Annotated in this window: 12 protein-coding genes and 1 pseudogene; 6 read left to right on the top strand and 7 right to left on the bottom strand. The window is 58.2% G+C overall.

Annotated features, from left to right (window positions below):
- Positions 1-288: 288 nt before the first annotated feature.
- Together NW842_RS13320 and NW842_RS13315 are read right to left on the bottom strand one after the other, a co-directional pair.
- Complete coding sequence (locus NW842_RS13320; RefSeq protein ID WP_414358407.1) at positions 289-780, bottom strand: pentapeptide repeat-containing protein; 492 nt, start codon at positions 778-780, stop codon at positions 289-291.
- Positions 781-947: 167 nt separating this feature from the next.
- Positions 948-1,253 carry a hypothetical protein gene (locus NW842_RS13315; protein ID WP_414358409.1) on the bottom strand — a complete coding sequence of 102 codons (306 nt, stop codon included), beginning with the start codon at positions 1,251-1,253 and terminating at the stop codon, positions 948-950.
- Positions 1,254-1,480: 227 nt separating this feature from the next.
- On the opposite strand from NW842_RS13315, the gene lptB reads away from it, so the two are divergent.
- Positions 1,481-2,209 carry an LPS export ABC transporter ATP-binding protein gene (gene lptB / locus NW842_RS13310; RefSeq protein WP_414344406.1) on the top strand — a complete coding sequence of 243 codons (729 nt, stop codon included), beginning with the start codon at positions 1,481-1,483 and terminating at the stop codon, positions 2,207-2,209.
- On the opposite strand, the gene NW842_RS13305 is transcribed toward lptB, so the two are convergent.
- On the bottom strand, positions 2,206-3,636 hold the full coding sequence (locus tag NW842_RS13305; protein WP_414418226.1) for a pyruvate kinase: 1,431 nt from the start codon (positions 3,634-3,636) through the stop codon (positions 2,206-2,208). The two genes, lptB and NW842_RS13305, sit on opposite strands and share 4 nt — an antisense overlap.
- 212 nt (positions 3,637-3,848) lie before the next feature.
- On the opposite strand from NW842_RS13305, the gene NW842_RS13300 reads away from it, so the two are divergent.
- Complete coding sequence (locus NW842_RS13300) at positions 3,849-5,051, top strand: LptF/LptG family permease (RefSeq protein WP_414418225.1); 1,203 nt, start codon at positions 3,849-3,851, stop codon at positions 5,049-5,051.
- A gap of 42 nt (positions 5,052-5,093) precedes the next feature.
- A complete protein-coding gene (locus NW842_RS13295) occupies positions 5,094-5,291 on the top strand; it encodes a hypothetical protein (RefSeq protein WP_414418224.1) in 198 nt (65 codons plus the stop codon).
- Positions 5,292-5,352: 61 nt separating this feature from the next.
- On the opposite strand, the gene NW842_RS13290 is transcribed toward NW842_RS13295, so the two are convergent.
- From NW842_RS13290 to upp, 3 genes are all read right to left on the bottom strand, one after another.
- Entirely contained in the window at positions 5,353-6,060 is a 708-nt protein-coding gene (locus NW842_RS13290) for a tetratricopeptide repeat protein (RefSeq protein ID WP_414418223.1), read from the bottom strand.
- Positions 6,047-6,931: an HAD hydrolase family protein gene (locus NW842_RS13285; RefSeq protein WP_414398481.1), complete on the bottom strand. Its 885-nt coding sequence runs from the start codon at positions 6,929-6,931 to the stop codon at positions 6,047-6,049. Before NW842_RS13285 ends, NW842_RS13290 begins: the two co-directional genes overlap by 14 nt.
- A gap of 275 nt (positions 6,932-7,206) precedes the next feature.
- Entirely contained in the window at positions 7,207-7,896 is a 690-nt protein-coding gene (upp, locus tag NW842_RS13280) for a uracil phosphoribosyltransferase (protein ID WP_414344397.1), read from the bottom strand.
- Between the two features lie 571 nt (positions 7,897-8,467).
- On the opposite strand from upp, the gene NW842_RS13275 reads away from it, so the two are divergent.
- The 3 genes from NW842_RS13275 to NW842_RS13265 all read left to right on the top strand — a co-directional run bounded on the left by NW842_RS13275 (position 8,468) and on the right by NW842_RS13265 (position 12,519).
- Entirely contained in the window at positions 8,468-9,544 is a 1,077-nt protein-coding gene (locus NW842_RS13275) for an ABC transporter substrate-binding protein (protein ID WP_414375471.1), read from the top strand.
- Between the two features lie 472 nt (positions 9,545-10,016).
- Positions 10,017-10,955 (top strand): quinolinate synthase NadA, encoded by a 939-nt coding sequence (gene nadA, locus NW842_RS13270; RefSeq protein ID WP_414375469.1) that lies wholly within the window; start codon positions 10,017-10,019, stop codon positions 10,953-10,955.
- A 1-nt stretch (position 10,956) separates the two neighbouring features.
- Entirely contained in the window at positions 10,957-12,519 is a 1,563-nt protein-coding gene (locus NW842_RS13265; RefSeq protein WP_414375468.1) for an L-aspartate oxidase, read from the top strand.
- 14 nt (positions 12,520-12,533) lie between these two features.
- On the opposite strand, the pseudogene NW842_RS13260 reads toward NW842_RS13265, so the two are convergent.
- A pseudogene (locus NW842_RS13260) lies at positions 12,534-13,006 on the bottom strand (IS5 family transposase); the annotation flags it as partial.

Here is a 13,006-nt window from a genome sequence, read left to right as displayed (position 1 = left end):
GACGTGAAACGCATCAGCGGCGAATCTACTGGCAGGGTGACCTGCTGGCAACCTAGCTCGGTGCCAGGCCCACCACCGCCCCCCATCACTGGGGGGTTATTTACTGAGTAAAAGTTGCGGCTATGGTCGTCTCAGGCTAGGGTGATAGGTGTGGGTGCAGTGTTCTAGTTGGAAACTGTCGAGCTTTTATAGCCGTTGACTACCCTACCGCTGCTAGCAAAGCTACACAAAGCCGCCCTGGAAGGGCGGGGCTTTGGATCCAGTTTTTTGTAACCTCGGCCTCTTGCGCTACTCCCGAACGGCGCCCTGCAGGCGTGCGCCCCAGGTGCGAGCAAAGCGCAGGTCAGCCCCAACTAGATTGGCATCGCGCAGATCGGCCCCCCGCAAGTCCGCGCCGTACAGGGATGCAGAAGAGAGATCGGCCCCCCGGAGGTTGGCCCCCCGCAAATCCGCTCCCTCCAGGTAAGCGCCACTCAGGTTGGCTCCGCTCAATTGGGCCCGTCGCAAATTGGCTCCCACCAGGTAGGACTGGCTGAGATCGGCACCTGTCAAGATGGTGCGCTCCAAATTAGCCTCGATCAGATCGGAGCCGCTGAAATTGGCTTCCGCCAGATCCAAGTTGCTCAGCTCAATGGATCCCAGGCGGCAATTAGGACAGGTTCGGGAAGCCGTGAGGTAGCGCATGAAACAAGAGTTGTAGGTTGTGGCTGCGGCAGTGGAAGCCAAGGCCGCCGTGGTCAGCAGTGCCCAAATGGCGGGAACTTTGAGATTGAGGTTCATGGTTACCAAGCCTCGCAATTTTGAAGGTTTAAGTGAAGGGACACAGCAGAGCGGGGTTGTTCTGCGTTGGTCACATGATAGTGGCATCTGCCGACTTCGGCCACTCCACAGGTTTGTCTGGCCCACCTGATAACAAGCTCTCTTAAGGCGCGATGGCGTTTGGAGTCCTATCGTCCCGAAGCTGCCGGGCCGTTGCCAACACTGGGAAGGGGTGGATCTCTCAGCAGCGGTTGTACCCAATGCCAAGACAGTTGCCCCAACCCCACCAAAACCCCGAGTATCGCCGATGAAGTCAGGACGCGATCCCAGCGGATTTCCCGCCAGTCGGCAGGGTTGGTGTTTGGCCTTCTTGGGTTGAGCTGGGATCCCTTCCCGGCAACAGGAAGCGGGCGATGGCGCAAAAAGTGCCCACAGCGGCGACAGCGATAATCGGAGTCGGGGTTGAGCCAAGAGCAGTCTGGGCAGCGGAGCATGGGAAGGCCAGGGATCCCATCCTGAAGCGGTGGTGCAACCAGTTACAGTACGCCGTCATGATGATAGTATCGAAGACTTCCAGGGTCAGCCTGAGGGGATCAATTCTGCTCAGATCTCTCTGGATTGTGGGCAAGATTTGGGGCATCTTCGGGAGAGACACTTACTACAGGATCCCTGTCTGGGCGAGAAGCCCCTTTCAGAATCGGTGAGCATTGATCAGCGCCCTATGCAGATCTACTTAGAAAACATCTGTAAGCGCTATGGCCGCCGTGAGGTGGTGAGCGACGTCAGCCTGAACATTCAGCAGGGGGAGATCGTCGGGCTGCTGGGCCCCAATGGGGCGGGGAAAACCACCACGTTCTACATTATGACCGGCCTGATCCAGCCGAACCGAGGCCATGTCTGGTTGGATGACCAAGATATTACCCACCTGCCCATGCATCGTCGTGCCCAATTGGGGATCGGCTACCTGGCCCAGGAGCCGAGTATTTTTCGTCGCCTCAGCATTCAAGACAACCTGCTGCTGATCATGGAGCAAACAGGGGTGCCCCGTCGCCTTTGGCAGCAGCGGCTCAACCAACTGCTGGAGGAGTTTCGCATCGCCCATGTCGCCCACAGCTTGGGCCTACAGGTATCAGGGGGGGAGCGTCGCCGAGCGGAGATCGCCCGTGCCTTGGCTGCTGGGATCCACGGGCCGAAATTTCTGCTTCTGGATGAACCTTTTGCGGGGGTGGATCCCATTGCGGTGGCGGATATTCAGGAGGTGGTGGCCAAGCTGAAGCAGCGGGGCATCGGCGTGTTGATTACCGACCACAACGTGCGGGAGACTCTGGAGATCACCGATCGCGCCTATATCCTCAACGACGGGGCAATCCTGGCCAAAGGCACTTCTGCTGAGTTGGCAGCGGATCCCTTGGTGCGCAAGTATTACCTAGGAGAGAAGTTCCGCCTCTAGCGCCAAGAGTACAGAGCCCGCAGACGTTGGCTTTTCTTGTGTTGGTGGGTCTGCATACGGGCCAGCAGCTCATCGAGGAGGGCGACCGCCTCCAGCAAATACTGGCCCTTGTTGAGCATCACGCATTCGGCGCAGGCGGACATCACTGCATCGGAAAGCTCGGCTCGTGAGGGCAAACCCTCCTTGGTCAGTTGATCCAGCACCTGGGTAGCCCAAACCACCGGCACGCGGGCTGCCTCACAAATCCACAGGAGTTCCTCTTGGATCTCGCCTAAGCGCAGCCAACCCATTTCCACAGCCAGGTCGCCGCGGGCAATCATCACCCCTAGGGGCCTGCGGTTTGCGGCGGTCGCAATGAGGGCAGGCAGGTTTTTCACGGCCTGTTGGGTTTCGATTTTGAGGATCAATCCCAAGTCGGGCCGGGCCTCCAGCCGCTCCAGCTCAGAAAACAGCAGGTGCAAGTCGTCGGGCTTCTGGACAAAGGAATAGCCCACCAAATCGGCATGCCGAACCACAAAGTGTAAGTCTTGGCAGTCTTTGTCGGTTAGGGGTTGGATCTGAAGCTGGCTATCGGGGAAATTAAGGCCCTTTTGGGCCCGCAACTTCTTGCCTTGGGGGGAAATTTTTTCCACCTCCAGAACAACTCCTGCTGGCTCGACCCTCACCACGCGGGCGCCGATCTTCCCGTCATCAATCCAAACGGTTGCCCCCACCTGCAGTTGTCCCAAAATTGCCGGCAAGGTACAGGTCACTTGGCAGGAGATATCCGAGTTGACCTCGGTGACATCAGGAGTCAAAAGGATCCGATCCCCCCGGTACACTTTAGGTTTATCTGGGGGCATGACCACCGTGCCGGTGCGGATCTTGGGGCCGGCCAGATCCATCAAAACCTTGCAGGGCCGTTGGGTCTGGGCTTCAGCTCGGCGCAGATGGGCCAGCATTTTCTCCCAAACCGAGGGCTCATCGTGGGCGCAGTTGATCCGAGCTACGTCCATGCCCCCTTCCAACAACTGCAACAGCAGCTCAGGCTGCTCGGCGGCTTCGCTGGGCAGGGTCACCATGATGCGGGCGCGGCGATGGGGGGAAGGACGGCCAAACAGAGCCTCGGCGTGCTGCTCAAGTGCCGTATCCCCGGCATAAAACTCTTCATAGCTGGGCGCCGGATAGGCTAAGCCCTGAGTTGCTGCCAAAACGGCAATCACAGCATCTAGGTTTTCCAAAACCCGTGATTCACATCGCCCCAGCGACGACAGTCCGAGGGCGGCCAATTCCAACTGCAGGCTGCGCAGATCCTGTTGTCGCAGAGCCAGATACCGCGCCAGGTTGTGGATGGCCGCAGGAGGGCTCGTAAGGCAGCCCCAAGCGGCCAAGTATTTCTGGGATCCCTCTACAACCTGCTGCCGCAGCTCCAGGAGCCGCTCCAGCAAACTCCTAAGATTGCAGGAGGGGGAAGAGGAGGAAACCATGTCGAAAGTCTTCCCAAGACAAACCCGGCCCAATTCTATGCCTGAGCTTACTTGGGGTCGATCATAGGCGGGTTAGGTTGAGAAAGGAAGGCGATAGCCTTTCATTGCCCAGTGTTCCGGTCTAGAGTCGTTAACAGCCTTCGGCTGTCCTGCCTACTACTTCCTTGGGTTGCGTGAAACTTCATTCTCTCCCTCCTGCCCGTTCCCGCGAGCGGCCTGACCACAGGCTCTCCCTCGTTTGCGCGGTGGGCCTGATGGATCGCTATGTCCTCTCGGAGATGCTGCTGCCGTTTCTCTTTGGGGTGGGAGCTTTCACAACCTTGGTGATGGCGGTGGGATCCCTGTTTGAGCTGGTGCGCCTGGTGGTGGAAGCGGGTCTGTCGCTTTCGGCGGCGTTACAGGTGTTTGTGTTGCGGGCGCCGGGGATCATCGTTTTGACGTTCCCGATGTCCATGTTGCTGGCCACGTTGCTGGCCTATGGGCGCTTGTCTGCCGACAACGAGATCACGGCCTTGCGCGGATGCGGGGTGAGCCTTTACCGCCTCATGGTGCCTGCCCTCGTCCTCAGCTTGCTGGTGACGACGTTAACGTTTCTGTTCAATGAGCTGGTGGTGCCGGTGAGCAATCGCCAAGCGGCCACGACTTTGAATCGAGCTTTAAATCGGGATCCCGACTTCCGGCGGGAGAATATCCTCTACCAAGAATTTGGCGAGATCCTCATGCCTGAGCCGGACGGCACCTTTTCCCGGCGACAAGGGCTAACCCGTCAGTTCTACGCCCGCAGCTTCGATGGGAAGCAAATGCGCGGCATTATCGTCCTAGATTTTTCCAACGAAGCGCTCAACCAAATCCTGCTGGCCCAACGGGGACGCTGGGATCCCCAAGAGAATCTTTGGGTGTTTGAGGATGGCACCAACTACATCGTTTCTCCTGATGGCACCTACAGCAACATTGCCACCTTCAGCCGGCAGGAGTTGCGCCTGCCTCGCGCACCACTGGAGCTGGCTCAAGAGATCCGCAGCCCTGAGGAAATGAACATTCGAGAGCTGAACCATTATATCGAAGTGATTGCCAGCTCTGGCGATCTGCAACGGGTGCGTCGTCTACAGGTCAGCCTCAACCAGAAGTATGCCATTCCCTTTGCGTGTCTGGCGTTCACCCTGATTGGGGTGCCTTTGGGATTGCGCCCGCAACGCACCGGTTCCTCTTTGGGGTTGGGCATCAGTGTGCTGATTATCTTTGCCTTCTATGTGCTGCTGTTCATCACCCAGGCGCTGGGACAAATTGGGACGCTGGGGCCGGCAACGGCGGCTTGGTTGCCCAACTTGATCTGTGCCGCCGTAGGGCTGGGGTTGCTTTACCGAGCCAATCAGTAGCTACTGGGCACCGTTTCTCCAGATGTAGGATAAAACTGCCCAATGGATTCTCGTATTCTGGAGAGCTCCCCCATGGAAGTTCAAGCTTGGATGAATTGGATGTTTGGCGGATTAGCCCTGCTGATCTTGGGGGGAGGCATGCTGATGATGTTCACCACGGTGTTCACCACCAAAGGGCCCCAGCCCGAGGATTCTCAGTCGGATCCCCAAAAGGGGCGAGCCCAGCCCAAGGCCCGGTGACCAGTGGGATCCCTGGCAGCCGGCCCCATGCCTTAAGAAATAGTTAAAACTAGAGGGGGCTCTAGTCCCGCTCCCGTTGACGTAGCCGCTGCAGAGTCGAGAGAGGTTTTGTCTCCTCTGGCGGTTTTTGCTCAGCTGCGGTGGGCAGGGCGGCTGTTTCTGTTTTCTGAGGTTCGAGCAAAAGCTTGGCGGCTTCTGACTCAACGGCTGGAGGGCGAGCCGGGTTCTCCCCTTGTTGGCCGGGCAAGGGAACAGACTCCAGAGTGGCCAGCAGAGCTTGAATATGGCTGTGGGTTTCGGGATGGTTGCTGGCGGCATGGGCCAAGAGGGTGAGCTGCTCTTTGGCAGCGACCAGGTTCCCCAGCTTGAGATCCACCAAGGCCAGTTGATAGCGAGCCTTAAAGCTACTGGGATCCACCTCTACCGAGCGTTGAAAGGCAGCGCGCGCCTCCGCCAGCTTGCCCTGACGGGCGTAGATCAAGCCGAGGTTAAAAGGCACATCGGGATCCCGTTCGCTGGGCAGCACCAAGGTTTTTTCTTCCAGTTCAATCGCGCTCCGGTAGGCGTTGATGGCCAAGGTATGAAAGCCCATCTGCAGGTAGCGGGCTCCGTCTTCCTTCAGTTGGGCGACCGTCGGTTCTCCTGTCAGTAGGGTCATGGGCGGTTGTGCGTAGGCGGGCATGGCCATCGCCAAACTCAGCAAGCATCCCGCCGTTCTCAAGCCCAGGGGGACAGCCTGACAACCGCTCTGCTGCTTATTCATCACCATGATCTGTTTCCTCCAACCACATCAACACCACTTCATTCCACCCCTCTGGGCCGGGGAGCTGAGCCAATTGCCATTGGGGCAGGGCCTCACTCCAGAGGCTATCCGCAATTGGGCTGGGAAGCACCACTTTTTGCTCCGTCCACCGCAAAAAGGCCACATCGGGCGGGGAACAACCAATGCCCAAAGCCTTGATAGGGCCCAAATGCCGTTGATAGCAATCCAGCAGCCGCCGCACCGCCTGCTCCCCCGGCGAGAAATTGGGTTCTGCGGCCATCGTTGGCCGTATCCATCCGGTCAGATACCATTGCGGCAGGCTGGAGAAGTGGAGCTGACGCACCCGCAGCAGATGTTGGGTGAGGTTGGCCTCTTGTTGGGCAAAAGCTTCCCGTAGGGTTTCGGGATCCCCGGAATAGCTGAAAATCTCGCTGTACTCTCGCTGCTGCGCCCGCTCCGCCTCTTCCAAAGGGATCCCGGTGGCAGCGGCCAGTTCAGAGGCAGTCCAATCCCCAAACCCGATCAAGTCCAAGTGGAAATCTTGGCGCACCTGTTGCAAGATGCTGCGCAGGCGAGAATAGGGCAGACCCAAGGCATACACGTAGTAGGGCGGTCGGTGTTGCCACTGCTCATCCAGAATGCCCGCCGGGAAGTAATGCTCAGGCACGTAAACGGCGGATCCATCCTCGCAGATGAACGGATGCTCCAGGCGTAACTGCCGCCGCACCTGCTCCAGTTGAGCACGGGTGCGCAGGCTGTAGAGCACCAAGGGAATGGAGCGGCGCTCTAGGGCAGCCAAGGCTTGTCGGGCAGCACCATAGCTGTTGGACTCCAGATCCAGCAAGCTGCCATCCAAACTGGTAAGGACAAGTCGCATAGGCGCAGGAAGGGAAAAGGTGCTGGCCCCGTCAGAATTGCAAGTAGCGCGACCGGGATCCCTGAAGCGGCCAACATTACCCATGATCCAATAGCTTGACCAATCTGAGGGGGGTTAGCCTCAAATGCTCTCCCTCAAAGCATCTGGGTGAATGGGCAATCCGTGCGCCAGAAGTGGTAAAAGCTCGATTGAGCACTACAGAATGCGTGTGTCGCCGAAGATCTTGGCTCAAAAACCAGCAGCAGAGAAGACAGACAGATTGAGTGGGTCAGTGGCTAGTTTTCTGTGCCAAAGGCACGATCCCCTGCATCCCCCAGCCCGGGCAAAATGAACCCTCGATCGTTCAGCCGCTCGTCGATCATGGCGCAGAAAATTTGCACCATCGGGTAGTGGGATCCCAACCGCTGTAACCCTGGGGGCGCTGCCAATGCGCAGACAATCCGGACCAAGCTGGGATCCGCCCCCCGCTTTTTCAGCTCATCCAAAACCCACAGCAGCGTGCCCCCGGTGGCCAACATCGGCTCGGGAATGAGAATGCGCATCTGCTCAGGGATCCGCTCTGGAAGGCGATTGAGGTAGCAACTGGCCTGCAGCGTTTCCTCATCCCGCACCATGCCAATGTGAAAGATCCGCGCCTGGGGCAAAAGGGCCTGACAGCCTTCCAGCATCGCCAAGCCAGCCCGCAATACAGGCACAATGCCCAGCAGGGTATCCGGCGCGATGACCTCCGCGGCAACGGGTTCCAAAGGGGTTTGCACCTGAACGGTTTGGGTGGGGATCCACTCCCGCATCGCCTCATAGGTTAGCCAGCGGCCCAGCTCCGACATGGCCGTGCGAAACAGGGGCATGGGCGTCTCCGCATCCCGAGCCACGGTTAGCCAGTGCTTAATGAGCGGGTGAGGGGGGACATAGACACGAAGCTGCTGACTTGCCACGGGAGAATGCCTCAATCTGGGCGGTAGCATAGCGGGTTGCCTTAGCAGAAAGCAAGCTCTAGAAAGCAAGCTCTCCAATTGGCCGCAACTCCATCCCGACCGGGGATAAATTGCCAACAGCTCCGGCAAATGCTCAAGGGGTGGGGCTCTTTGACCCAGCAAGATTGCGGCAGAATGAGATCTGCAGGTTACTTCGAGCGCCGGTCATGTTCGGTGGCTACAGGTTTGGGATAGACCAGGGCAAGGCTGGTTTCGGGTTTTGTTCCTCTTGCCATTTGCGAACTGAGGTGCTGGCCCCAGGGCAGCTTGGCCTCCCGCCGATGGAACCGAACGCCAATGGCTCTCGTCTGCAAGTGCCGGTAGCCGGAGATACCGCTCTGCCCAAGGGTTTCTGGCTTAATGGGGTGTCGCAAGTTACAGCCTGTTCACAAATTAAGGGATACAAAACTTAAGGGATACAAAACATCGTGTTTCTGAGGCTTGACTCCGATGAGGTTTAGAACAAGTAGGTTTACAACCGTATCCGTAGCCCCTCAATAGGCTGTACCTGCATCTTTGGCCCCCTCACACCTTGCAAGGATTAGCTTAGGGAGAATGGATTATGGCTTCGTCTCAACCCTCTGACTCGAACACCAAGGCTCTGAGCCGCCGTCAGCTTCTCAAAGTGGGAGCCGCAGCCCTTGGGGGCGGTCTGCTGGCGGCAGGGGGCGCCCAAGCTCAGCGCAAACCCTCTCCCACCCTGATCGTGGCTCAGGGATCCGGCCTGGATCGCGTTTCCTATGCTACCAACTGGTATGCTCAGGCGGAACATGGCGGCTTCTATCAGGCGGTGGCGACCGGCATCTACCGCGAGCATGGCCTGGATGTAACCATCAAGATGGGTGGCCCCGGCATCAACATCACCCAAGTTTTGGCCGGTGGAGCTGCCGAGTTTGCCATGGGGGGAAGCACAGGGGTGATCAATGCTGTGCGAGAAGGGATCCCCTTGGTGTGCGTGGCGGCCATTTTTCAAAAAGACCCGCAGATCATCATGACCCACCCCGGCACCCAGCGCTTTGAAGAGCTCAAGGGCCGGCCTATCTTTGTCTCGAAAGGGGGGCTTGCCACCTACTGGCCCTACCTAAAGGCCCGCTTTGGCTTCACCGACGACCAAGTTCGCCCCTATAACTTCAACCCCGGCCCCTTTTTGGCGGATCCCAGCTCAGCTCAGCAAGGCTATCTGACGTCTGAGCCTTTTGCCATCCAACGGGAAGGGGGATTTGAGCCGGTGGTCTTCCTCCTGGCGGATTTGGGCTACAAACCCTATGCCACCACCATCGAAACCCGTCGCCAACTGGTGAAAACCAAGCCCGACTTGGTGGAGCGATTCGTGGATGCCTCGATTAAGGGCTGGTACAGCTTCTTGGAGGATCCCCGTCCGGCCTATCGCTTGATCAAGCAGGACAACCCGGAAATGACCGATGCCCAGTTGGCCTATAGCTTCGAGAAACTGCAGGAGTACGGCATCATCTTGTCCGGCGATGCGCTGGAAAAAGGCATTGGCGCCATGACCGACAAACGCTGGCAAGACTTCTTCGACAGCATGACAGTGGCCGGCGTGTTTGAGCCAACCATCAACTACCGGGCTGCCTATACGCTGGACTTCGTCAACAAAGGCACGGCCTACTACACTGCCTGACCAAGAAAACCGGGTTTAGCGCTCCGCGCTGCTAAAGCGAACAAGCCCCGCCCCCTGGGACGGCCTCTGCTTCATTGCTACACGACGCTTTCGCGAACGCCTATGACGGCGCGGAGTGCTTGAAAGAATCCCCTGCCTTTATGCAGGGGGGAATGTCAACCTGAGCCAAGTCCTCGCTAGATGCTGTTTTACTGCTGCGCAACGCCGTCGCAACCGATGCTACTTTGGGAAAACAACCTAGGCCCAGCTCCAGCTCAACCGAGCGCCGCGAAAGGCTTCTCCGAGCGTCTTGGCTAAAGCAGAGTCAGCCAACTGCAGGAGATACGCTTTCTGCTATCGCTGCGCGCTGCTCCTGCAAACGCATTAGCGGGACAAAGTCCTCAGATCGCGTCCAGCTTACAGAGGAACAAAGCCGTTATTGCTACGCAACGCTGTCGCGACAAGAAGTCGAGAATGATAAGGAGAAACTCTATTGCTACGCAACGCTGACGTGACCGTCCAGGAGATTGCCCGGCTCAAACAGGAAAGGCAGGCAGTTATCCTCGCGCATTCGTATCAGCTCCCCGAAGTTCAAGAGGTGGCGGACTTTGTGGGAGACTCCTTAGGACTGGCTCGGGAGGCTCAAAAGACGAGCGCCCAGGTGATTGTCTTTGCGGGCGTGCATTTTATGGCGGAGACGGCTGCCATCCTTAACCCGGAAAAGACGGTGCTGCTGCCGGATCTGGAGGCGGGCTGTTCCTTGGCCGATAGCATTCGCCCGCAAGATGTGCTGCGGTGGAAGGCAGCCTGCCCTGAGGGCCTGGTGGTGGCCTACGTCAACACCGCTGCCGAGATCAAGGCTCTGGCAGATGTCTGCGTAACCAGCGCCAACGCAGTTCAAGTGGTGGCCAGCCTGCCCCCGGATCGCCCCATCTTCTTCGTGCCGGATATGTTTCTGGGAGCCCACGTTGCTCAAGTAACCGGAAGGGAGCTGGATCTCTTTCCGGGAGAGTGCCACGTGCACGTTGGCATCCGGGAAGAGCACCTCAAGGCGATGGTGGAAGAGCACCCTGGAGCAGAGTTCCTCATTCACCCGGAGTGCAGTTGCGGCTCTAGCTGTCTCTTCCTCAAACCGGATGCCAAGCTGCTCTCCACCGAGGGCATGGTGCGCTACGCCAAAGCTTCAGAAAGCCGCGAGTTTGTGGTGGCCACCGAGGTGGGCATTCTTCACCGGCTCAAGAAAGAAGCTCCAGACAAAACGTTCATCCCTGTCAAGGCAGAAGCCGTCTGCGAGTACATGAAGAAGATTACCTTGGAAAAGATTTACCGCTCCCTGCAGGAGATGCGCTACGTGATCCAGGTGCCCCAGGAGGTGGCTGAGAAGGCTCGCCGTTCCATCCTGGCCATGCTGGCAGTGCCCGCCGGGGCTTAAATTGGAGCGCAAGGACTACGTGGCGCTGCTGCAAGAGTGCTATGCCTACGGCAGGGAAATCGCACCGCTAGTGCGATGGCAAACTGATCTGCTGATCCTGGGAGCGGGGGTGGCGGGGGTGTACGCAGCCCTGTGGGCCGAAGCCCAGGGGGCGACAACCTTGGTGGTAAGCAAGGATCCCCTTCCCTCTGGCTCTACCCCTTGGGCGCAGGGTGGGGTGGCTTTTCCTGTGGATGAGGCGGACGTAGAAGCCCATATCCAAGACACCTTGCAAGCGGGCCGCGGCCTGGTGGAAGAAAAGGTGGCTCGCTCCATTGTGGAGGAAGCACCCTTGCACCTGGAGAGGCTTTTACGCTGGGGCCTTCCTTTCCATCCCCAACCTGTCCGGGAAGGGGGCCACTCCCAAGCGCGGGTTCGCCATCTGGGGGGGGATCGGAGCGGACTGTGGCTTCTGAGAGGTTTGCTGGCTCGCCTCAACAGGCTGCCTTTGCAGGGCTACACAGCCCTAAGCCTTTTGCTGGCGGGGGACAGGGTAGGGGGGGCCTTGCTTCTTGGCCCTGAAGGGCCGGTGGAGGTGAGGGCCGGGGCAGTTCTCCTGGCTACGGGAGGATTTGGCAGCCTCTTCCCCGTCTCGACAGCTCCCTCGGGAGCTACCGGCGATGGGATGGTGCTGGCCTGGCGGGCAGGGGCCACTCTCAGGGATCTGGAGTTTGTGCAATTTCACCCCACGGCCTTGCCCAATGGAGCGCTGGTGAGCGAGGCAGTAAGAGGAGAAGGGGCTGTTCTCCTCAACGCCTTGGGGGAGCGTTTCATGCCTCGGTATGCGGAGCGGGGAGAGCTGGCGCCGCGGGATGTGGTAGCTCGAGCCGTTTTCTGGGAGCGGCAGCAGACAGGGGGAACCTACCTGGATCTGCGGGTCGTCGAACATCTGGAGGAGCGTTTTCCCACCGTTGTTGCTTCTGCCCGCGCCTTGGGGTTGGATCCCACCAAGGATCTGCTGCCGGTTGTTCCCGCCGCTCACTACGTGATGGGTGGGATCCGAACGGACACTTTCGGCTTCACCGGACTGCCGGGCCTTTATGCTGCCGGGGAGGTGGCTTCCACGGGGCTACACGGGGCCAATCGTTTGGCTTCCAATAGTCTCTTGGAGGGGCTGGTTATGGGCAAGCGGGCTGCTTTGGCTGCCTTGCAAGACTTGGGAGAGGTGAGCTTCGCCCGGCGACTGCAAAGGCTACCCGTTCTGGCGGCATCTCCCTCCATCGTGCCGGCTCTGAGGCAGCGAGTTGGGGAAGCTTTGGGCGTTGTGCGCGAGGGAACACGGCTGCGGGCTTTTCTGGCCTTTGTCAAGGAACTTCCCCTGCAGGAAAAGCCTTGGGCCAGCCGGGAAGAGGCTGAGGCAGGCAGTCTGCTTTTGCTCGCCCGTCTTGTAGCGCAGGGGGCGCTGCTGCGGGAAGAAAGCCGAGGAGCCCATTTCCGCGAGGACTTTCCCCAGGAAGGGGAGCCCTTCCATACAGAGGTGCGTGGTTCAACTTTTTGTCGTCATAGTCATTTCGATTCAAACTAGGTTGTGTTGATCTTTTATTTGAGCCAAAAGAGAGCACTGACGAGATAGAGAAAACTCAAGAAGTTTCTTGCCAATTTGTCAAAACGGGAAAATAGATGCCGGTACTGCTTTAACTTTTGAAAAAAGCATTCGATTAAATGCCTTTCTTTATTGTCATAATGCCGCTGCATCTTTCTATTTCTTTTAGGCGGAATAACCGCTTGAGCTTCCCCTATCTTCTCAATCAACTTATTGGTATCCTCTCTCTGCCAGACCTCTATCAATTCTTCCCCTTGAGTAATATCGTTCCTTTCTCCGCCAGTTATCCTCAATTCCAGCGGATTTCCCAACCTATCTACACTCACATGAATCTTAGTGCTGTATCCCCCCGGCTTCTCCCCAAAGCTTGCTCCCCTTTTTTCCAGCAGCATAGGAGTGCGCTCGAACCATGGTTGAATCAATAATGAGATGCTCTAAATCAGGGTCGTCAATAAAATACTTGAACATC

Source organism: Synechococcus sp. R55.4 (assembly GCF_047461935.1).
Taxonomy (GTDB): domain Bacteria; phylum Cyanobacteriota; class Cyanobacteriia; order Thermostichales; family Thermostichaceae; genus Thermostichus.
Note: the sequence above shows the minus strand (reverse complement) of the source record. Positions and strands in the feature narration are given on the sequence as shown.

What these genes read in the sequence shown, in the direction of transcription:
- NW842_RS13320 (WP_414358407.1), bottom strand. Translation starts at nt 780, where the DNA reads ATGAACCTCAATCTCAAAGTTCCCGCCATTTGGGCACTGCTGACCACG.
- NW842_RS13315 (WP_414358409.1), bottom strand. Translation starts at nt 1,253, where the DNA reads ATGCTCCGCTGCCCAGACTGCTCTTGGCTCAACCCCGACTCCGATTAT.
- lptB (WP_414344406.1), top strand. Translation starts at nt 1,481, where the DNA reads ATGCAGATCTACTTAGAAAACATCTGTAAGCGCTATGGCCGCCGTGAG.
- NW842_RS13295 (WP_414418224.1), top strand. Translation starts at nt 5,094, where the DNA reads ATGGATTCTCGTATTCTGGAGAGCTCCCCCATGGAAGTTCAAGCTTGG.
- NW842_RS13290 (WP_414418223.1), bottom strand. Translation starts at nt 6,060, where the DNA reads ATGGTGATGAATAAGCAGCAGAGCGGTTGTCAGGCTGTCCCCCTGGGC.
- NW842_RS13285 (WP_414398481.1), bottom strand. Translation starts at nt 6,931, where the DNA reads ATGCGACTTGTCCTTACCAGTTTGGATGGCAGCTTGCTGGATCTGGAG.
- upp (WP_414344397.1), bottom strand. Translation starts at nt 7,896, where the DNA reads ATGCTACCGCCCAGATTGAGGCATTCTCCCGTGGCAAGTCAGCAGCTT.
- NW842_RS13275 (WP_414375471.1), top strand. Translation starts at nt 8,468, where the DNA reads ATGGCTTCGTCTCAACCCTCTGACTCGAACACCAAGGCTCTGAGCCGC.